Genomic DNA, 20,623 nt, shown 5'->3' with positions numbered 1-20,623 from the left:
AAGGAACTGCTTGCCCAAGGATCTCGTGCTTCGGGCGCTCGAAAGCGCGGAGCGCGGAGAATGCCAACGTAGCGAACCTACTAACAATAGTGGCTAAGCTCGCGAACTCAGACCGAGGCGAATCATGATGGTTGGGATGTCCACGACAGCAGACGAGATTCTTGGCATTTTACTGGCGCTTGGCGCACCCGCTGTAGTCACAAAAAACAAGCATCCCGAGTCAGAGGGCAACTATCGACCGCGTGCCCGACATCCGGGGGACATGCTCGACGGATACTGGCCTGGACGACCATCACGCGTGTCACCAGGTTCGGGTTTTGCTATTCACTTCGTCGAGCGCCACAATCGACTGTGGCTTGGCGCCTACCTTGGCTCAAGGGAACGCGAACCCGATAGCGGGATCTTTTCGCTGATTGTTGGTGATGTTCAATGTTTCGAGATTGGGGATTTGAACCTTGACAATCCTGGTCAGCGAGGATTAAGGAAAATTCTGAAGCAAGAAGGCGCGATGACTTACTCGTACTTCGATCCGGCCTCTTTCTTCGGCGATGTCCGCGGTCGCCATACGAGTCGTTACCTGGATACGCACATCGACCAGCGCGACGGCCCGACCTACGCAATGGTCCAGGTGAAGCAGCGCTTGCAGCAAAAGGCATTTAGAAAAGCGGTGTTCGGACTGCACGAGTCCCGTTGCGTTATCACGGGATGCGATATTCCGGAGATGCTGGAGGCGGCGCATTTGGAAGGCAGGAGTTGGCAGAGCGGCGACAATGCAGCGCAAGATGGCATCCCGTTGCGAGTGGATCTTCACCGCGCCTATGACGCTGGCCTGCTCAAGCTCGATGATCAACATCGAATTATCGAACTCGACGAGTGTCTACGTGAAGCTTACGGACTGTATATGGTCCGGTGATTACGCTGACCCGCGCAACTATGACCCCGATCGGAGGCGGAGAAATTCCGTGGTGTCCACAGATTCGACGCCTGAGCTCTCCTCTGGTTCTCGCCTTCCCTAGGTCCCGGTGTATGCAGCCCTATTTTTAGCCTGCCGAACCGTGAGCCTGCCCATCCGGCCTCAAGTTCACCAGGCCGACGGGTGGCCGCTGGCGGAATCCAGAAAATTTCAATCCCATATCACTGACACGAATCCCCGACGATCTGCGCGTTCGGGCGGTTCACCCATCGAATTTCCACTTCATGGAGTCACTGTGATACCCATCCCCCGTCAATCCCGATTGTTTTGCCTGTTGACACGGCACTCCGAGCCTCACCGGAGTTGCCCATGACGCCACTTTGCCCTCGATGCAATTCCACGCGCGTTGAATCGCGCGACATCGCCCGCACTGGCGCCGGCGTCATCGGCGGTGTGGCCGGTGCGCTGGGCGGCGCGTCTGCCGCCGTGAGCGGGGCCGAAGCCGGCGCCGTCGTCGGATCCTTTGCCGGCCCCGTCGGCACGATCGCCGGCGCCATCCTCGGTGGCCTGATTGGCAGCATCACCGGGTGCGCCACCGGCGCCAAGGTCGGTGAATACATCGACGAGAAGTTGCTCGACAACTTCTCGTGCCAGGACTGCCAGCACGTCTTCAACACGCGCCAGCTGTAGATCTTTACCTGTTCATCCACGACCGCTTCGGCTGCGTCGGCCCACCACTTTTTTACCGAAAGGCCCGGCGTTATGCCGGGCTTTTTGCTTTCTATCTTTCGCACAGCCATGACCACCATCACCAAGATTGCGGTCCCGACCCAGGGACGCCCCGCTTTTCTTCCCCGGCACTTCGGCATGCCGACCACCATGCTGATCGAAGCCAGCATCTACACACAGCTTAGCCGCCTCTGCCCGGCCTATCAGGGTGGCCTCTGGGACTTCTACGACCTGACCAATGGCGGCTGCTTCATGGCCCCACACACTGAAGAGACGCTGCGCCTCGCTAACGCGATGAACGACAGTGACGCAACGATCAGTGCCGAGGCCGCCGGCATCGTCGCCTGCCTCTATACCTTCAGCCATCTCGCCTTTCGCCCTGGCATGGCGCACATCGGAGAACACTTCCACTGGCTGCGCGAGTTCGCGCTCGAGCACCCTGAGAGCGCCGCCATCCTGGCGCTCATCGATTGAGCGCATGCCAATGGACAAGCTTCCCATCTATGGCGAGACCGACCCCACCACCCTGCGCCCGGGGCTCTACCTCGCCCTCTTCCATGGCCGGGACACACCCGACGAGGTGCTGCACAAGTGGGGGTACCCCGGGCCTATGCTCGGGCCGCTGCGGTATGTCCACACCACGTACGCGAGCGAAATCAAGTTCGCCTTTGAAGACGCCGCCAACTGGGCGCTCGCGTTCCCCGAAGAGTCGCCCATCTGCGGCTACCGACGCAATGACGCATGGCGCGACCTCCCAGGAAACCCGGCGCCGTCGATCGAAGCACTGCGCAGGGATCCGGCGCTTCGCCGCCATCCGGCCGTCGACACCATCTTTTATCAGACGGACGGCTGGCTAAGTATCCGGGAAGGTCTCATCCGTTACGACGCCCGCTTCTATGGCGACTGGACAGTATTTCATCACCCCGGTGCGTCGCCGGGCCCAACCAACAACGCAACAGCAAGGAGTCATCATGGGCTGGATCAGCACCCATAAACCCAAGGGCGAGTCCATCGCCGCGTTCTTTGAGCGGCAGGGCACCACGCGATGGGCGACCGACGCTCCGCACAGATACCGCGTGATCGACAGTGCCCTGGTGGCGGCGTCGACCTGGTACGCCGCAGTGGAGCGCGTCCACAAAACGACTGGCGAGCGCGAAGTCTTTGCGCTGGTCGTCCTCGTTCGCATGCGCAAGACGCAGTACCCAGGGGCCTTCAACTTCAGCTACAAGACCATGAGCGAGGACATGGGTCCCTACGAGGCGCGTTGCCCCGAGCGAATTCTCGATTGTCTTACCCCGACTCAGAACCTCAACGCAAACGCGTGGCGCGAGAGCTGTCGCGCCAGGCATGCGCAACGCAAATCAGCCCCTCCCCTTGCTGTCGGTTCGGTGCTGCGATTTGCCGAACCCGTCTCCTTTGGTACACGCGGGCAGGCCACCGAGTTCACGATTCTTCAGTCCAGAGGGCAGCGACTGACCTGTAGCGCACCCGGCCTGCCCTTTCGCGCAGCGCTGCCTCGTACATTCGTTCGCGAGCGCGCCGCGGGAAGCGGCGTCACAGTTTTGCCCCCTGCGTCAAACCCCTGACGCAAACTCTTCGCAGTTTCCCATTTTCCCTTCCCCTTCCCCGCCCGGTCATGTGCCGGGCTTTTTGCTTTCTACCGACCGAAAGGAGCTTCACCATGCATCTCGTTCAAACCATGGCTTATACAAACGCCACCCCCTGGCACGGCCTGGGCAGTCGTCTCGCGCCCAACCAGCCGCTGGAAGTATGGGCCGAGCGCGCCGGCATGAACTGGCGCATCGAAGAAACAGAAGTCCGCTTCGCGCCTGGCAATGACGGCACCGACATCCCGCACACCATGCCGTTCCCCTCGCAGAAGGTCCTCTATCGTTCCGACACCAATGCCCCGCTCTCGGTCGTGTCGGGTCGATATCAGGTCGTGCAACCGGCCGAGATCCTGGAGTTCTATCGTGATCTCACCGAGGTTGGCGGCTACGAGCTCGAGACCGCCGGCGTGCTCAAGGAGGGCAAGAAGCTATGGGCACTGGCCCGCACAGGCCACGGCGTTTCACTGCCAGGCAAGGACACCGTCAACGGATACCTGCTGCTTGCCACGGCCTGTGATGGAACGCTCGCGACAACTGCCCAGTTCACTTCGGTGCGCGTCGTGTGCAACAACACGCTCTCAGTGGCATTGGGTGACAGCACGGGCGCGGTCAAGGTCCCGCACCGCAGCCAGTTCGATGCGGATGCAGTCAAGCGCCAGCTGGGCATCGCCATCTCCTCCTGGGACGAGTTCATGGTCCGCATGAAGGCCCTCTCCGCCCGCAAAGTCCGAGCCAATACCGCCGAGCAATTCTTCCGGCGTCTGTTGGCGTACCCCGCCGTCGAGCGAACCCAGGGCACGCCAAGCCCGGAGCCCGTAGCCATCAATGACCGAGCAATGAAAGGCATCTGGGAGCTCTACAGCGGCAAGGGGCTGGGGGCCAAGCTCGCCTCGTCCGATGGGACAGCCTGGGGACTGGTCAACAGCGTCACCGAGTTTGTCGACCACCACCGGCGCGCCCGCAGCGCCGACCATCGGCTTGACGCTGCCTGGTTCGGACAGGGCGCCGCCCTCAAGCAAAAAGCCTGGGACGAAGCGCTCAAGCTGGTGGCCTAGGCACCCTTGCCGTACCCATTTCTGCGAACGCAAGCGCAAGTTTGCTTGCGCCATTTCTGAACACAAAGCCCGCCGCGAGTGACTCGCGGCGGGCTTTCTTTTTTTGGAGTCACGATGATGACCTCTCTCTATCCCCCTCAAACTTGTAGCGCCATACGTCCCGCCCTGCGCCTGGTCGATACCAAAGGCCTGGCCAGGGAGGACTGGCTGGCCGTGCGCCGCACGGGCATTGGCGGCTCGGATGCCGCGGCCGCTGTGGGCCTGAGTCCCTACATGAGCCAGCTCGAGCTTTGGATGATCAAGACTGGCCGTGACGCGGACCTGCCCGCTCCCAATTCTGAAGACGCGACCGAGCCCGTCTACTGGGGCACGATGCTCGAGCCCGTGGTTGCCGCCGCCTATATGCGCGAGACAGGCAACCGCGTGAGACGCGTGAACGCAGTGCTGCGCCATGCCTCGGTGCCGTTCATGCTGGCCAACGTCGATCGCGAGGTCGTAGGCGCACCGGACGTGCAGATCCTCGAATGCAAGACGGCGGCCGAGTTTGGCGCCCGGCTGTGGCGCGATGGCGTACCGGAATACGTCCAGCTCCAGGTCCAGCATCAACTTGCCGTAACTGGCAAGCGCGCCGCTCACGTCGCGGTCTTGCTCAATGGGCAGCGACTCGAAGTGCATCGGATCGAGCGGGACGAACGGCTCATCTTCCGGCTCATCGAGCTCGAGGCTCGATTCTGGCATTTCGTCACCGCTGACACCCCGCCGCCAACAGACGGCTCCGAATCGGCCGAGCGCGCCTTGCGACATCTTTTCCCCGCAGACAACGGCGCCACCCTCGATTTCACGGAGAACCGCCGCCTGAGCTCCGCCTTCGCAGATCTAGTTGCCCTTCGCGCAGAGATTGATACGCGCGAGAAGTCCGCTGCGGCGCTCAAGCAGGAGATCCAGCTCGCCATGGGTGAGGCCTCCCGGGCCCGCTTTGAAACGGGCGAAGTGCTGTACCGGCGCAGCAAGGATTCGGATGGCCTTGATACCGAAAGACTTCTCGCGGAGAACCCGGCATTCAGGACGCGCTACGCATCAACAAAACCTGGCACGCGGCGGTTTCTCGTGCGCCCAGAATGATTCAATTACCCCCTTGGGAATCCCAGTCATGATCAAAGGACTCGCAATCACGCCACCCGTCATTGGTCGGATATCAATCGGTCGTGTGGTCGAAAAAAATGGCAAGCGTCTGCCAGAAAAGGACGACCAGTTCACTCTCACCAGCCAACTGCAGAATCGCGATGGCTGGATCCTCCACCCGCTCGACGAAGCGCTGAGAAAGGGCTCCGGTGGCAAATTGCGCGCCCTACCCGTGCGCCTGCTCTTTAATGATCCCGCCCTCAGTTTGCGCGCCGCCTATACGCTCTTTGACCGGGAATCCGGCCGGCCCGTATGTGTGGGTGACGGCCAGAAATGTCGGCGCCTTGTCGAAGGCAGCGTCACAGCCATGGACTGCCCAGGCGCAGATGCCTGCGATTTCGGGCAAGATCGCGGGTGCAAGCCCTTTGCCCGGCTCAATGTTGTCATCGACAATGAGGACGAGCTAGGGACCTTTATATTTCGCACCACGTCTTACAACTCCATCCGGACGCTGTGTGCAAGGCTTCGCTACTATCACGCGGCCTCCGGTGGACATTTGGCGAGCCTACCGCTGGAGCTGAGGCTGCGCGGGAAATCAACCGCCCAAAGCTTCCGTACGCCGATCTACTACGTCGATCTTGTTACGCGCACAGGCAGCAACCTCGCTGCTGCAATCCAAGAAGCTCATGAGATCCATGGGCGCCGCGCGGCGGCGGGCTTTGATCAACTGGCGCTTGACGCTGCGGCAAGAGACGGCCTCGCGTGCGGCGCGTTCGAAGAATGCCCAGAGGACTTGCCCGAGATCGTGGACGCAAGCGACGACACCGCCAGTGGAAACGCCGAGGCCTCGGACGACGGCGCCCTAGGCTCGGCCGAACCACGCGGCACCGGCAAAGGAAGAGCGCTACGCGACAAACTTGAGCACAAAGCCCAAACCGTCGAAATCGGCTAGCGGAGAGCGAGAAGATGGCGGAATCGGAGTCTGGCAGGCCTTGCCTGCCAGACTCCGGCGCCCCTTGTTCAATCTGTGGTGCCGATCGTTGTTCCGGCTAATCCAGAAAACTAACGGCGTCACTAGGCGTCAGTTTCTTCCTTGCGCGCTCAAAGATCACCAGCACCTCTTCTGTATTGACGTGTCGAGACATGTAGAGAAAACCATCGACATTCGAGGGATGCATTGCTGGCTTCAGAGTGTCAATGTCGACGTGATGATCTTCCGCCTTTCGTTATGTACCGGATCGTATTGAAGGCTCCTAACCAGAGAGGCGAACACGGGCAATCAATCTAGAACGCTTGGCCCATAAACTCAAAGCCCTACGAGCGTGCCCGGATTGTCGCGAAACGACCTACAATCTCGGCACGCTGAGCCGATGATAGTCCGGTACAAAGCTGGGCCGCGATCATCAGCGACGTCGGCGCCTACATTCCAGATTCCTCCATGTTTATTCAATGTCGAGAAGAAGACCTGAAAGCAAACTTATGACGCCGGGCGACTTCCGACGTCCAACCGCATTCTGGGAAAATAGGCCCCCTGATGACGACGAGTCCGGGCTCCACGATTGCGAGAACGGGTCTGACATCGACGTTCCCGAAGATGACAGAACCCCGGCCTTCCTAGTTTTTCAGGGCGGTGGCGCAAAGGGTATCGTCCATGTCGGTGCACTGAGTGCGGTTGAAGACGAGAAACTAAGCATCCAAGGCGTGGCCGGAACGTCAGCAGGTGCGATGGTGGCCGCTCTTGCAGCAGCTGGCTACCAGGGCTACGAACTGTTCCACGCAGAATCGAAAACCCACATCCTCAGCGCATTGGGCCCGCGCCTTGGTTTCAACAAGGCTGTTGACTTCTTTGGCTGGGGTCCGTGGCAGGTCATCAGGCTGTGCCGACTGGTCGCCCCTCACTTTCTTCCAATAACGATCTGGGGTCTGATATTGGCGTTCGCCGGCCTGTCGTGGCTCGACGCTTACTATCCGATCCTGGCAAAAACTGTGGGCGTGTTGCTGTGCATCGGAGCGGTTGCGCTTGTTTCTCGCCTACTCAAGGGGATCACCACCGTGAAGCGCGTACGCGACTTCATTGATCATGCGCTGGAACACAAGCTTGGCTTGAAGATTCGGGATTCGAAGGGTATCACTTTCGAGCAGCTTGCAAAGGCAGGAGGACTGCCGCTCAGTATTGTGGCAACGAATGTGTCTGACAAATGTGGGGAAGTGTTCTCTCGTGAGAGGACGCCCCACGTTCCCGTGGCCGACGCCGTGGCGGCCTCCATCTGCCTGCCAGGAATCTTCCAACCATGGAGCTTCTTGTGCACGCGTGGCAGCGGTTTCGATAAGGACGCTCGCGAGCGGCGCTTCCTTGATGGCGGATTTATTTCGAACCTTCCTGTGTGGACCCTCGACTCCGAGCGTGAGTTGGTTGAAGACGCCGTCACGATCGCATTTGGCATCGTCCCTGCCAAGCCATCCGCCGAGACGCCCCATGAAGGCCACTGGCTTGGCGCAATCAGTTCTTCAGTGATTGCAGGAACTATGGAGCTTGATATGCGGGGCGTGGAGGACGCTATCCATGTTCCGATCGCATGCGAGCTCGACTTGCTCGATTTCGATGCTGGTGTGAGCCGCCTCGGCCAGGCCGTGACCCAGTCGAGAGCGGCCGTTCGCGAAAGGCTCAAAGAGGACCTGACCACTTATCCAGAGATTCTGGACTTGGCATGTGAGCATCTGCGCGCAGAGCTCATGGATAAAATCAACAGCGCCTCTAACGTCTGGGTAATTCCCGGGCCGTTCCAGGTAAAGGTAGCATTGGCGCTCCGACCCCGCGGTTACTATGGCTCCCTGGCAACGGCTTACGGAAGAGGATTTCGCGTGCCACCTGATCCCGACGGAGACATCACCGACGCTTGGGAGACAGGCAAATATTCCTACGCTCAGGGAACAGGGGGAGACGACGACGAATGGGCCGGCCAATTCTGGCGGTTGACGATCCCCTGTTACGACCTGGATAGCAGTGGCGCCCTTGCGAGAATAGACAACCGCCCGCTGCGACCCCTCGTAATAGTTGTCGAGTTTGACTTGGCCCTGCACGTTCCGATCGCCCCAGATGCGTCCGATGCCTTCATGCGCATTTTGCACAGCACTGTGCTAAATTATGTTCAGCAAAGTGGCCTTCACAAGGCCGTTCAACGGAGTACATCGTTACCATGGCACTAAAGACATTCGGCTATCGTGGTGGCAAGCGCTTTGGTGAGTCCAAGAAGGACTTTGGCAGCACCGAAAGCAACGAAAAAGGCACTTATCCCCGCAACTCTGCCCGCACTATGGTCAAGCTAGTGGTCGGCTCTGCAACAGCGCCGGAAGTGATGATCATCGAAACTGTGGGCCCCGCTCGCTTACCGAGCGGGCGAGCGGCGATGCTGCGCTCCAAGGTAGACCAAGCGATCCGCGATTCGGATGCGGCTCGGGAGAAGGCAAAAGTCGCTGGTGAAATGGTTGTGGTTGTTGGTTGACCGACAAGATTCGAAAGGTAAAAAAGGGGCGCAAAACTGCGCCCCTTTCTTTTTTTGCCGATCAGCAACTTGGAAGTATTGGATCGAGCACGTGGGAGAAGACGCCCTGGCTACGCCTCCTATTGAGCGCAACGCCTTCTCGCGAGCGCTGCTTGAGAATTTTTCGCCGACATCGCCGCTGCGATAATGCGGGGGAACATAACAACCACCATAGCCACCCCCGGGCTAGGGGCGCCCTGCCCGAACGTGATTTTCCAACAGTTCCGTCTTGAGCATCGCGTTCTTTCAGAATCCGTACTTCGGTCTGCGTTGGGAAAGGCTTCCCGTCCCCCTTCGAGGATCTCGGCAACACGCTCACGAATCTCGGGCACGTCAACGGGGCCTTGCGCACCGGCCGGCATCTCGACATAAACGTCCGTCGCAGCGAAGATCCCAATCCACGCTGCGTCGCCAAAGACCGGAATGTTTGCGTTGTGCGTAGCAAGGGGAAACCGCCGCTCCGTTTTCGCGCTCCTCAGGTAGGTCGCGATACGCTCAGCAATGTGTTCAGGGCAAGATCATCTACGTGATGCAATGCCGCCAGCACGACTGACCCATGGGCACTTCGGCGCCGATTGAGATGCCAGCCTGACCAAAACGGCCCGGTCAGCATACGCTGGTTGGGCCGTTTTTCGATGAAGTACCGCGCAATAAGTACACGCGCTGGGCTTCTCGAATGATCCGGTTCGATGCCTCCTGCGCCCCTCGCGGCTTGCCGATGCGCCGGCGGACCACTTGCTTGGCGAACTTCGCCGCGCGGTGCGCAGCCCGCTGTCAAGACCCGATGGCCCCTCGGAAAACCGAGGAATCCCTCTACGACAGCCTTGCGAATGATCAAAGAAGTCGTTCCTGCTAGCCCTTCCCCCACAAACGGGGCTTGTGCAGCGCACAAGGCGATGTAGCATGTTGCTTAATCGCCCTCCTGGAGCTGCCGCGCCTTGCAGCACCGTCGCGTGCGGAGCACTCCAAGTTCCTCCAATGATTCAGCGAGCAGTTAAATGAAGAACAAACTCCGCTGGGGCCTGCTGGCCCTTTTCATCGTGTTGCTCGCCGCTGTAGTTCTGTGGTGGAGGTACGGACGGGGCGAGCGATGGCCGGCAGAAATCGCCCACGCGAATGGTCGACTGGAGATGGCGCGGGTCGATTTGGCCGTCAAGTACGGTGGCCGCGTGATCGAGTTGCCCGTGCACGAAGGCGATGTGCTGGCTGCCGGAGCAATAGTGGCACGCCAGGACGACGCGGAACTGCGCGCCCAGCTCGAGGCCGCAACGGCCGCACGGGCGAGGGCAGCCGACGCCGCGCAGCGGGCGCAGGCAGAGACCAATGCACGCATTGCGCGCCAGCGCCTGGCCCGGCTTGAGTGGTCCGAGACGACCAAGCTATTCAATGAAGGTCAGGTGTCCGCGGTCGAGCGGGACCGCCGGCGGATTGCGCTGGACGGCGAGCAGGCTGGTGTCGACGCCGCCCGCGCGGCACTTGGTGAGGCGCGCGCCACCGTGGCCGAATCGGATGCCCAGGTCACGCGCCTGAAAGCCGTGCTGGCAGAAACCACGGTGCTTGCGCCGCTGGCGGGCCGTGTCGAATACCGCGTTGTGGAGATCGGCACAGTGCTTCCCCCGGGCGGACGCGTCGTCTCGCTGCTCAATCCGGACGATATCTACTTCACCGTCTTCCTGCCTGCCCCCCAGGCTGGCCGGTTGGCCATCGGTGCACCGGCCCGTATTGTGCTGGATGCTTTTCCCGGAGAAGTCATTCCTGCCCGCATCGGATATGTCGCCGCAGAGGCCCAGTTCACGCCCAAGTACGTAGAGACAGAGGGGGAGCGCGCCAAGCTGATGTACCGCATCAAGCTGCAGTTGCCGGTAGAGGTGGCACGAAAGCTCGCGGCGCGGCTGAAGGCAGGTATGACCGGCGATGGCTATGTCCGGCTGGATCCTGCCAAGCCCTGGCCGGCAACGCTGGCCCTGCGCGGGGAATAGGACGTGGGCGACATCAGCGGCGTGCAACCCAGCGCCATTTGCGTGGAGGGGCTGACGCACAGGTACGGTGGCACGCGAGCGCTGGAGGGCGTCTCGCTAAGCCTGCCTGGCCACAGCACGATCGGCCTGATCGGTCCCGACGGCGTAGGCAAGTCGACGCTGCTTGGCATCATCGCTGGCGTCAAGCGCATCCAGCAGGGACAGGCCTCGGTACTGGGTGCCGACCTGCGGAATCGCGCCCAGCGCGAATCCATCCTCCCGCGCGTGGCATACATGCCCCAGGGGCTGGGACGCAATCTCTATCCCACGCTGTCTGTATATGAGAACGTTGATTTCTTTGGGCGCTTGTTCGGACTCCCTGCGCGGGAGCGCGCCGCACGCATCCGGCGGCTGCTCGACGCGACCGGTCTCGCCCCCTTTCCTCACCGCCCCGCAGGCAAGCTGTCAGGTGGCATGAAGCAGAAGCTCGGGCTGTGCTGCGCGTTGGTGCACAACCCCGACCTGCTGATTCTCGACGAACCTACTACTGGCGTCGATCCCTTATCCCGGCGCCAGTTCTGGACCCTGGTCGAGGACCTGCGGGCCGAACACCAGGGCATGAGCGTGATTGTGGCCACCGCCTATATGGAGGAAGCCCAGCGCTTCGAGCACTTGGTGGCAATGGATGAGGGCCGCATCCTGGTCAGCGACAGCACCGCCGCAGTCCTGCAGCGCGCGGGCACCGAAGACTTGGAACAAGCCTATATCTCGCTGCTACCGGCAGCGCGGCGCGGCGACGCCACGGGCCTGATCATCCCTCCACATGCGCCGGAGGACGGCGAGCCAGCGATCGAGGCCGAGGACCTCACGCGCAGCTTTGGCGACTTCGTCGCCGTCGATCATGTCAGCTTCCGCATCGAGCGCAGTGAGATCTTCGGCTTCCTCGGCTCCAACGGCTGCGGCAAGACCACCACCATGAAGATGCTGACTGGCCTCCTCGACGTCACCAGCGGCACCGCCCGGCTGCTGGGCAAGCCGATCGATGCCACCGACATGCGCACCCGCATGCGCGTCGGGTATATGTCCCAGTCCTTCTCGCTATATGAGGAACTGTCGGTGCAGCAGAACCTGGACCTACATGCCCGTCTCTACCGCATGGAAGGTGAGCAGGCCCGCGATGCGGTCGCGCAGGCGCTGGCCGGATTCGAGCTGGCGCCTTACGCCGACGAACGCCCGGCCGCCCTGTCGCTGGGCATCCGCCAGCGGCTGCAACTTGCTGCAGCCTGTCTGCACGGCCCTGAGGTGCTGATCCTGGACGAGCCAACCTCCGGGGTCGACCCTGGCGCGCGCGACATGTTCTGGCGCCACCTGGCAAAGCTGTCGCGCGAGCAGCGCGTGACCATCTTCGTTTCCACCCATTTCATGAACGAGGCCGCCCGCTGCGACCGGATATCCTTCATGCACCGCGGCCGCGTGCTCGCGGTCGGCACACCGGAGGATCTGCGCCAACGGCGCCATGCCAACACGCTGGAGGATGCCTTCGTCGCCTACCTGGAAGAGGCCGAGTCCAAGGCCGCCGCGCCGCCGGCACCCACCCCTACGCCTTCCGCTGCACAATCCCAGGCGAAGCGACCGGCGGGCAGCATTCAAACCCCAGGTGGCGGCATGGAGCCGCCGCCTCGCCGTGTCGTCGCGGCGCCCCTGGCCCGCATCTGGGCCTTCGCCCGACGCGAGTCCATCGAGCTGGCGCGCGACAAGCTACGGCTCGCCTTCGCCATCATCGGACCGATCGTCCTGCTGTTGGCGGCGGCCTGGAGCGTGTCCTTTGACGTGGAAAATGTACGCTTTGCCGTGCTCGATCGCGACCAGAGCCTGGCCAGCCGCGAACTGCTCGAGCAGTTCGCCGGCTCACGCTATTTCGTGCCGGCGGGCAGTGCGTACGATGAAACACAGGCGCGGTATGTGCTGCGCGCCGCCAGCGCATCGCTGGTCGTAGAGATCCCCTCGGGCTTCGGTCGCGACCTCCTGGCCGGGCGCCGTCCCGAGGTAGCCTTTCATATCGATGGCTCCAGTCCCTTCCCTGGCGCCATCGTGCGTAGCTATGTCAACGCCACGCTGTTGGGCTTCGCGCAGGCACGCGCACGCACGCTGCCTGTGGTGGCCCCCGCCCTGCCGTTAAGGGTAGAAACACGCTTCGTCTACAACGAGCAATTTCGCAGCATCTATGCCATCACCCCGGGCATCATCATGCTAGCGCTGATCCTGATTCCCACCATGCTGACGGCGCTGGGTGTGGTGCGCGAAAAGGAGATGGGCTCCATCACCAATCTCTACGCCTCGCCGGCAAGCGTAGGCGAGTACCTAGTGGGCAAGCAGTTGCCCTACGTCGGCCTAGCCATGCTGGCCTATCTGGCGCTGGTGGCCCTGACCGTCACGCTGCTGCAGGTACCGCTCAAGGGGTCCTTCCTCGCCCTGTCGCTCGGCGCGTTGCTGTTCATTCTGGCCTCGACCGGCCTGGGCTTGATGATGTCGACGTTCGTGCGCTCGCAGGTCGCCGCGATCTTTGGCGCCGCCATCCTGTGCCTGATTCCCTCGGTCAACTTCTCCGGCCTGCTTTATCCCGTCTCCACGCTGACTGGCAGCGGCTATTGGGTCGGGCTGGGCTTCCCTTCCTCCTGGTTCCAGCTCATCAGCCTGGGCAGCTTTACCAAGGGGTTGGGCGCGGACAGCTTCGGCACCATGTACCTGGCGCTGCTCGGCTTCGCGTTGGCCTACCTGGGCGGTGCGCGATGCCTGTTGCGCAAGCAGGAGGCTTAAGCGATGGGGCAATGGCTCAAGAACGTCGCGCGGCTCAGCCGCAAGGAAATCTTCAGCCTGTTCAGCGATGCGACGCTGATGATCCTGATCGTCTTCGCCTTCACCCTCGCGGTCTATTCCGTGGCCAAGGGGATCAAAGCCGAGGTGTCGAATGCCTCTGTGGCCATCGTCGACGGCGATCATTCGGCCCTCTCGCGCCGCCTTCGCGACGCCATCCAGCCGCCCTACTTCAAGCCGCCGGTCGACATCGACCGGCGCGATATCGATGCCGAGCTCAACCGCGGCCGCTACATATTCGCGATCGAGATCCCGCCGCGCTTCGAAGCCGACGTGCTGGCAGGCCGCGCGCCCGCCTTGCAAGTGCTGGTAGACGCCACTGCGATGACGCAGGCCGGACTGGGCACCGCGTACCTGCAGGAGATCTTCACCAGCGAGACGCTCGCCTTCTTGCGCGCGCACGACATTCAGGCGCAACTACCAGCCATTGCCGTGCCGCGTGTCCTGTTCAACCCGAATACGGAATCCTACTGGTTCACCTCGACCATGCAGATCGTGGTCAACATCACGGTGCTATCGATCATCCTGGTGGGTGCGGCCGTGATCCGCGAGCGCGAGCACGGCACCATCGAGCACCTGCTGGTCATGCCGGTGCGCGCCAGCGAAATCGCTGCCGCCAAGATCATCGCCAATGGCTCGGTCATCTTTCTCGTCTCCCTGTTGTCCCTATGGCTGGTGGTAAATCTATGGCTGCAGGTTCCGCTGCAGGGATCGATGGCACTGTTCGCGCTCAGCACCGCGCTGTATCTGTTCTCGGTGACGGCCCTGGGGATGTGGTTGGCCACGCTGGCGCCGGCCATGCCGCAGTTCGGCTTGCTGGCCGTGCCGACCTACGCCGTTGCCTACCTTCTGTCGGGCGCGGCCACGCCGGTGCAGAGCATGCCGGCCGCCATGCAGCCGGTGGTGCAGTTGCTGCCCACCACGCAGTTCGTCACGCTGACGCAGGCAATCCTGTTCCGGGGCGCAGGCGTTGACGTGGTCTGGCCGCAACTGCTGGGTGTCACGGCGGCCGGAGGAATCTTCCTGACGTTGGCGCTCACGCGCTTTCGGGCCATGCTCGCACAGCAAGGCTAAAAGCAGCAGGGCCCAGACATGAATCGGAGCAAGGATGTGAAACAGAAGAGGACTGGATTCCCCCTGTGCGCTGCCGTGCTATCTGCCGCCTCAGTGATGCTGGCGGCCTGCACCGCGGTGAGCGTAGATGTACCGCCCGCCCTCTCGACGCCGGCCACTTTCCAAATGGTGCCGCCGTCGGATGGCACGCAGGCTGACCTCGGGCGTTGGTGGCAGGACTGGCAAGACCCCGACCTGACCCGCCGTATCGACGCGGCGCTGCGCGCCAACACCGACCTGCGGGTGGCCCGGGCGCGTGTGCTGGAAGCCCGTGCCATGGCAGCCGTGGCCGACTCGGCGCGATATCCCACGGTAGCCGCACTGGCCGGCGCCGCGCGCGGTGAGGGCGACCTGCGCAGCCCTTCGCCGACGCCGGATAGCTTGCCGACCCTCGAAGCCTATGCCGTTGGCCTGAGCGCGTCCTGGGAGGTCGACGTCTTCGGGCGGCGCGCCAGCGATGCCGCCGCGGCGGCGGCGCTGGCACAGGCCGCCGAGGAGCAATGGCGCGGCGTGCACCTGGCCATCGCCGCCGACGTTGCACAAAACTACCTGGAAGCGCAGGGCCTGCAGCGGCGGCTCGCCTTGCTCGACCGCAGCCTGGTCACACTGGGCGCGCTGCAGCGCTATACGGAGGCGCGCTTTCGAGCCGGACAGGCCCTGGCTTACGACGTGGAGCGCGTGCGCGAACAGATCGCCGCGCGTCAAGCGGAGCGACCTCTGCTGACCAGTCAGATCGAGGTACGCCAGCGTCGACTGGCCGCACTGGAGGGCAAGGTGGCGCAGTCAGCCGAGGCCCTGCCCGCGCCCGCGGCCTTCCGCGTGCCACCGGTGCCCGCTGGCGAGTTGCCGTCGATCGTGCTCGAGCGTCGACCCGACGTGCGCGCCACCGCCGCCCTACTGCGCGCGCAGGCAGCCAGGCTCGGCAGCGCCAAGGCCGATCTGTTGCCGCGCTTCTACCTCAGCTTCATCGGCCTGGATGGGCGCATCCGCGTCGACGGGGTGCCCGCACTCAGCGGTACCGGCGGGCTGCTGAGCGCCGGCGTCGACCTACCGCTGTTCAACGCCGGGCGGATCCGCTCGAATATCGCGGCCAACGATGCCCGGCTGCAAGCTGCACTGGCCGAGCACGATAAGACTATGCTGCGCACGCTGGAAGAGGTAGACAGCGCCTACGGCGTTCGCCATGGCCTTGACCAACGGAGCGAGCGGCTTGAAGGCACCCTTGCTATTGCCCAGCGCAATGCTGACCAGGCGCAGCGGCTATACGAAGGTGGGCGGCGCACGCTCCAGGACGTGCTCGATGCCCGCATTGGCGCACTACAGCGAGAAGATGAAGTGCTGCAGGCGCAGACGGGGCAGGCCCTCGCCACGGTCCAGCTTTATCGGGCGCTGGGCGGCGGGTGGCCAGAGGCACCAGGTTCCGATTACCGGGGCACGCATAGCTGAGCACTCGGCTCGGATACCAATCGGCTGATCCGACTCCGCTGTGGATAGGGGGACTTCCCGCCTCGCCTTTGCAGCAACACAGTCGCATGGAAAACTGCCGCGTTGCGATCTACACGTCGTCCTTATACCCGTCCATGTCATGTCTGATCGAAGCAGCCCACGTCGACGGCCGCCTTCGAACAATTGTGGCATCAACGAATCGATCACGGTATATATCTGCCATCCATCGAGATAACAGTGTCTGCATCTTCAGAAGGCATCCGAGCGACTTAGCCGGTCATAAAGAAAACGAGGGAGCAGCTTCTATGGCCGTGCCAAGTCATGCTCACCGGCCCCTGGTCGGTCTGCCATACGTCGTGCGCAGCCATGCCTGCCATTTTGCAGGGCCTCGTGCCCATCGAACTTGGTGCTGATTCCGTAGCGCGCGCCTCTTTCGTAGCATCGACGGGCGGCCCGAGCGCATCCGGACCACACCCCACAGGCCTTCGAAATGCGACGCGCGTCCTACGTCCGCAAGTAGGGGCCAGCTGGCCAGCCAAGCAAGCGTCAGTGTGGTCAACCAGGCTACTTGCCGTCCACCATCTGAATCGCACAGCCTTGCTCGGCGACGTCAGCGCTAACCCAAGCCCTAAAGCGATGCGCTGTGTCACGCGGTTTGCCGAGCGCCAGTGGTCGCCATCAAGAGGGCGATATAGTGCTCGAAGCAGCTGACCGCGATGTCGAACTGCTTCAGGTTGATTTCAAACACATGGTCGAGATTCAGCGGCCCCGCCCCCCAAATCCGTAGCTGACGCCAACCTTGCCAGGGACAAAGACGCCATTGAAGTAGCCGCCACCGCATTCCTCCATACGTGTGGCCTGCACAACCGACCGGGTCACCATACGTGTGAATCCTCTGGAAAAGTGGGGAGCGATGCTGTGACTTGCGCGATTGCGGAAATCTGAGGTTGCATCGCGCGTGGCCTTGTCATCCAGCTGCCGCAGGCCCGCCAGCAGCAGATTGCCCTCGGGCCATCTCCCCGCAATCTTTGCCAGTTGGTCTTCCTTCTTTCTGCGCGTCGGATAGGTGGGCTTGTCCCAGGGCGCTTGATCCAGAGGCAGACGATCCTCGTAGCCTGCGTCGGTCGCAAGACAGACCTGGTGCAAGCCGTTCGTCACCACGAACGTGAAGGCATCGCGGATCGCGCTTGGCTGAAACAGGCAATAGGTCGCGATAGTTCCGAGGAACTCATGCGCGGGTTCCCACCGATCATCCTCGGCGTATTCGCGCGCGACGATCAACCAGGCATGCCATCGCTTGAGCGTGCCGAGCCACGCGTTCATGTTGTTTGTCAGCGCCCGCAGTTCATCTTCAATCAGCACGTCCCCCATCGCACGCCATCGGGGGCCATCCAATTCCACTGCGTCAAATGGGAGATAGTTTCGATCCAGACAGTCAGTGCTCTGCCTGACTTTGAGATAGGAATCGAAGGCCTTCTTCAGAAAGGCGCTGTATTCTTCTGGCGTCATAGTACGGAAGCGTTGCAATTGCCTGCTTCTGGGCCCATCCATGTCGCATGGCCCTTGGGTAGCGGCCTCCGTCCACGCTTCAAAAAGGATGGATGTTGAAGCTTTTCATCACGCGAGCGGCATGAGGGTAATCCAGAAAACTTACCGCATCTTTAAGCGTCAGTTTCTTCCTTGCGCGCTCAAAGACCACCAGCGCCTCTTCTGTATTCACGTGTCGAGACATGTAGAGAAAACCATCGACATCCGAGGGATGATCGTGCACTGCTCGGGACCATTTTTGGGGCAGGCCGTACGGCGTAATGGTCGAGAGCGCCCCCTCTGCACCGACGCTCTTGAGATGGGTACGCCCATGGTGCGCCTGGAAGGACCCGGAAACGCTCCTTGCCTTCATAGTCCATCATCTTTTTTGTCTCTTTGTGGACTGGCAGCACGAGCGGGACAAATGCGCGCTCCTTGCTCGTCGAAAGCTCGGGCATCAGCTCCAGATAGCCCGCAAGCTGGCGCTCATCGTAGCCATCAAACTGAAAGACCGGCGTCTTGGTTTCAATGTCGACAAGACTTGGTCGAAACAGCATCAGGCTCCCGGAGTACTGCGTCTCGGGCCTTGCCCCATCGAAACTTCTCGCGGTCTGCACAATCGACTCCAATACGTTTCGGATCGCAAAGTCGATGACAACCAACTTCTCTTTTTGGTCGGAGATCTGCTGCAGCGCGAGAAACGCGTTGAGGCCCGCTTGCTGGAATGCCACCTGATAGGCTGGCAGGAAACTCTCGGCCGGTAGTGTTGAAAGCCTGGCAATCGCATGATTGTAAGCGCTGTTTCTCGCACACTGAATCCGGTGGTCGCTACTCCTTGCAGGATACGGGCGAGTGCAGCCACACTGCGGTGGTCGCGAAGGCCAGCGGAGTCCGTGTCTGAGTGTTGAGTGGCGAATTGGGCGTGCGCCCGTCGATCAGCCTGTTATGTGGTGCTGCCCCGCGATTGGCTGCGGGCAAAGTTAAACGGCAGCAGATCGCTGATATCGGCGTCGGACTCGCGCTGCGGTAGTTCGGTCAGCACATGACGCAGATAGGTAGGCGTAAGGCTCGACGTCGCAGGCACGGCACGTCAGTACCAAGCTGTAGACCATGGCGCTTGCTTTCGCTCCCGCCTCGGTGTCACTGAAGAGCCACGATTTGCGTCTCGTACAGAAGGGCCTGGCGTCGCGTTCGATGACGTTGTTGTCGATGGGTGCCCGTCCGTCGACAACATAGCGCTTCAGATATTCCCACTGATTGCGCGTATAGCTGGATGCCGGCGCACAGCCTCGATGTCGATGCCATCGAGCAGCCAGTGCAATTGCTCGGTCGTCAGAACGATGACCGACTGTTGCCTACGGGGCCAGGCGAATCGGTCCTTCTCCAGTCGCTTCAGAAGCAACCAGAATCCGTTCCGATCCCACAGCAGCAACTTGACGCGATTGGCCTTGCGGTTGTGAAATGCGAACACTGCCCGTCCGAACGGATCGAGTTGCATCGACTGCTCAACCATGGCGACCAGACCATTGATGCCGAGACGGAAATCCACGGCCTCACGATGCAGGTAGACTCGCAGATCAGCGTCAAGTCGAAACATGGCAGCGGCTCAGTGCGTCGACCATCGCGGTAACCAGCGCAGCGTCATGTGCTGCGCATTCGAGCTCAACACTCACGCCGTTTGGCAAGCGAGCCGATAGACGAGCCAACGGCGTTGAGGGTTGCTGGGTGCAGGCCGGAACCGACTCCCGCACCGGTGGCTGCAACGGATGACTGGAGCGGAAATCGTCCCGGCCCTCGACAACTGCAACGAAGGCTGCCGGCATCGCTGTCTTTGTCCCAACATCCGTGCTGATGTGGCCTGCTTCCTCGGCTCGGTGCTGCCTGATCCAGCGCCACAACTGATTCGCGTTGACCTGAGCTCGCATCGCCATGCTTGCCACCGAAACATTGGGCTCCAAGCACGCCGCGATCAGCCGTCGTTTGCCATTCCTGTCGTAGCTGCGCTTCCCATTCTTGCCAACATGCGTGACTTGCAGCGGCAGAAAGTCAAAATCGCCAGTGTCCATAAATTGTGCCCACGAAAAAAATCGTGGGCACAATCCTGAGCCATTCTGGCCGCCGAAGCTACGTGGGGTACATTCGGCGCTTACGCATGATTGACGGAGTCGCTGACCTCTTTCGCGCGGCGGGCCTGTGCCCACTGCGAGCCGGAGAACAAGACTCCGCTCAAAATCGAGAGCAGCCAAAAGGCCACCACGTTGGCCGGGAAATTCTCCTTGCAAAGCGGCCAGGTCATGCTTGCCTTGATCTGGTCCGCAAAGAACGATGCAAGTGCTCCCGCGGCGATAATGCAGAGCGTCATGAGGCCGCCGATATAGGGCGCCGCCAGGAACGTAGTATTTCCTCCGCGGAAGTCAATGCTGCGAGGGTCGAGCTTTGGAGCGACTCTCTGAAACCACGCCTTCAAACCCACAATGTCTCCAGATCAACGGCAGCAGGCCGTCGAGTTTTGCGCATGAGGGAAAATACCGGCAAATGAGGTCAGCCGTCGCCACCCTTTCGGGGGGTATGGCAGGAGCACCCTTCGAGTTCGTCGAATCGCGTGAATTCCATGGCCGTTGCCACTTCACACCGGATTGCGGTCAGGCCCCTCGCTAAAATCATTGCACAGATCGCGTTTGGAGACGCCTTCGCTGCGCCTCCTATTGGAGCGCAGCGCCTGTTCTCGCGAGCG

The 20,623-nt window shown here is 61.7% G+C and carries 20 protein-coding genes and 2 pseudogenes; 14 read left to right on the top strand and 8 right to left on the bottom strand.

Annotated features, from left to right (window positions below):
- Positions 1 to 136 precede the first annotated feature (136 nt).
- From RN01_RS32915 to RN01_RS07380, 10 genes are all read left to right on the top strand, one after another.
- Positions 137 to 913 (top strand): HNH endonuclease, encoded by a 777-nt coding sequence (locus RN01_RS32915; RefSeq protein WP_160171256.1) that lies wholly within the window; start codon positions 137 to 139, stop codon positions 911 to 913.
- Between the two features lie 369 nt (positions 914 to 1,282).
- Entirely contained in the window at positions 1,283 to 1,603 is a 321-nt protein-coding gene (locus RN01_RS35005; protein WP_017514706.1) for a hypothetical protein, read from the top strand.
- 108 nt (positions 1,604 to 1,711) lie between these two features.
- On the top strand, positions 1,712 to 2,116 hold the full coding sequence (locus RN01_RS07415; RefSeq protein WP_029700334.1) for an antirestriction protein: 405 nt from the start codon (positions 1,712 to 1,714) through the stop codon (positions 2,114 to 2,116).
- 10 nt (positions 2,117 to 2,126) lie between these two features.
- The gene (locus RN01_RS07410; RefSeq protein WP_017514708.1) at positions 2,127 to 2,636 is read left to right on the top strand and encodes a hypothetical protein; all 510 of its coding nucleotides are present in this window, start codon (positions 2,127 to 2,129) and stop codon (positions 2,634 to 2,636) included.
- Positions 2,614 to 3,228 (top strand): hypothetical protein, encoded by a 615-nt coding sequence (locus tag RN01_RS32475; RefSeq protein ID WP_017514709.1) that lies wholly within the window; start codon positions 2,614 to 2,616, stop codon positions 3,226 to 3,228. The genes RN01_RS07410 and RN01_RS32475 overlap by 23 nt, the downstream gene beginning before the upstream one ends.
- 95 nt (positions 3,229 to 3,323) lie before the next feature.
- Positions 3,324 to 4,307, top strand: coding sequence for a DUF932 domain-containing protein (locus RN01_RS07400; protein ID WP_017514710.1), 984 nt, complete (start codon positions 3,324 to 3,326; stop codon positions 4,305 to 4,307).
- A gap of 117 nt (positions 4,308 to 4,424) precedes the next feature.
- Positions 4,425 to 5,429 carry a YqaJ viral recombinase family protein gene (locus tag RN01_RS07395; protein ID WP_024570231.1) on the top strand — a complete coding sequence of 335 codons (1,005 nt, stop codon included), beginning with the start codon at positions 4,425 to 4,427 and terminating at the stop codon, positions 5,427 to 5,429.
- A gap of 28 nt (positions 5,430 to 5,457) precedes the next feature.
- Positions 5,458 to 6,381, top strand: coding sequence for a hypothetical protein (locus RN01_RS07390; RefSeq protein ID WP_017515778.1), 924 nt, complete (start codon positions 5,458 to 5,460; stop codon positions 6,379 to 6,381).
- Positions 6,382 to 6,908: 527 nt separating this feature from the next.
- The gene (locus RN01_RS07385; protein WP_024570232.1) at positions 6,909 to 8,636 is read left to right on the top strand and encodes a patatin-like phospholipase family protein; all 1,728 of its coding nucleotides are present in this window, start codon (positions 6,909 to 6,911) and stop codon (positions 8,634 to 8,636) included.
- The gene (locus RN01_RS07380) at positions 8,627 to 8,932 is read left to right on the top strand and encodes a hypothetical protein (RefSeq protein WP_017515571.1); all 306 of its coding nucleotides are present in this window, start codon (positions 8,627 to 8,629) and stop codon (positions 8,930 to 8,932) included. Before RN01_RS07385 ends, RN01_RS07380 begins: the two co-directional genes overlap by 10 nt.
- A 285-nt stretch (positions 8,933 to 9,217) precedes the next feature.
- On the opposite strand, the pseudogene RN01_RS35060 reads toward RN01_RS07380, so the two are convergent.
- A pseudogene (locus RN01_RS35060) lies at positions 9,218 to 9,474 on the bottom strand (hypothetical protein); the annotation flags it as partial.
- Between the two features lie 495 nt (positions 9,475 to 9,969).
- Here RN01_RS35060 and RN01_RS07375 point away from each other — a divergent pair.
- The 4 genes from RN01_RS07375 to RN01_RS07360 are packed head-to-tail and all read left to right on the top strand — an operon-like array spanning position 9,970 to position 16,362.
- Positions 9,970 to 10,950: an HlyD family secretion protein gene (locus RN01_RS07375; protein WP_024570233.1), complete on the top strand. Its 981-nt coding sequence runs from the start codon at positions 9,970 to 9,972 to the stop codon at positions 10,948 to 10,950.
- A 3-nt stretch (positions 10,951 to 10,953) separates the two neighbouring features.
- On the top strand, positions 10,954 to 13,746 hold the full coding sequence (rbbA, locus tag RN01_RS07370) for a ribosome-associated ATPase/putative transporter RbbA (protein WP_024570234.1): 2,793 nt from the start codon (positions 10,954 to 10,956) through the stop codon (positions 13,744 to 13,746).
- A gap of 3 nt (positions 13,747 to 13,749) precedes the next feature.
- On the top strand, positions 13,750 to 14,877 hold the full coding sequence (locus RN01_RS07365) for an ABC transporter permease (protein WP_017514970.1): 1,128 nt from the start codon (positions 13,750 to 13,752) through the stop codon (positions 14,875 to 14,877).
- Between the two features lie 36 nt (positions 14,878 to 14,913).
- Positions 14,914 to 16,362, top strand: a complete 1,449-nt coding sequence (locus tag RN01_RS07360; protein ID WP_223277267.1) for an efflux transporter outer membrane subunit — start codon at positions 14,914 to 14,916, stop codon at positions 16,360 to 16,362.
- Positions 16,363 to 17,121: 759 nt separating this feature from the next.
- Here the strand turns inward: RN01_RS07360 and RN01_RS07355 are convergent.
- The 7 genes and pseudogenes from RN01_RS07355 to RN01_RS07335 all read right to left on the bottom strand — a co-directional run bounded on the left by RN01_RS07355 (position 17,122) and on the right by RN01_RS07335 (position 20,362).
- Entirely contained in the window at positions 17,122 to 17,889 is a 768-nt protein-coding gene (locus tag RN01_RS07355) for a hypothetical protein (protein ID WP_133258057.1), read from the bottom strand.
- A gap of 61 nt (positions 17,890 to 17,950) precedes the next feature.
- Entirely contained in the window at positions 17,951 to 18,133 is a 183-nt protein-coding gene (locus RN01_RS34555) for a hypothetical protein (RefSeq protein WP_223277348.1), read from the bottom strand.
- The gene (locus RN01_RS34550) at positions 18,051 to 18,620 is read right to left on the bottom strand and encodes a hypothetical protein (protein WP_017516041.1); all 570 of its coding nucleotides are present in this window, start codon (positions 18,618 to 18,620) and stop codon (positions 18,051 to 18,053) included. Before RN01_RS34550 ends, RN01_RS34555 begins: the two co-directional genes overlap by 83 nt.
- 212 nt (positions 18,621 to 18,832) lie before the next feature.
- Positions 18,833 to 19,166: pseudogene (locus RN01_RS32895) on the bottom strand (transposase); the annotation flags it as partial.
- Positions 19,130 to 19,486, bottom strand: a complete 357-nt coding sequence (gene tnpB, locus RN01_RS07345) for an IS66 family insertion sequence element accessory protein TnpB (protein ID WP_017516151.1) — start codon at positions 19,484 to 19,486, stop codon at positions 19,130 to 19,132. The gene tnpB and the pseudogene RN01_RS32895, both read right to left, overlap by 37 nt.
- Positions 19,473 to 19,955 (bottom strand): transposase, encoded by a 483-nt coding sequence (locus RN01_RS07340; protein WP_024570237.1) that lies wholly within the window; start codon positions 19,953 to 19,955, stop codon positions 19,473 to 19,475. Before RN01_RS07340 ends, tnpB begins: the two co-directional genes overlap by 14 nt.
- An 80-nt stretch (positions 19,956 to 20,035) precedes the next feature.
- A complete protein-coding gene (locus tag RN01_RS07335) occupies positions 20,036 to 20,362 on the bottom strand; it encodes a hypothetical protein (protein WP_017513587.1) in 327 nt (108 codons plus the stop codon).
- Positions 20,363 to 20,623 lie beyond the last annotated feature (261 nt).

Source organism: Cupriavidus sp. SHE (assembly GCF_000812445.1).
Classification (GTDB): domain Bacteria; phylum Pseudomonadota; class Gammaproteobacteria; order Burkholderiales; family Burkholderiaceae; genus Cupriavidus; species Cupriavidus metallidurans.
Note: the sequence above shows the minus strand (reverse complement) of the source record. Positions and strands in the feature narration are given on the sequence as shown.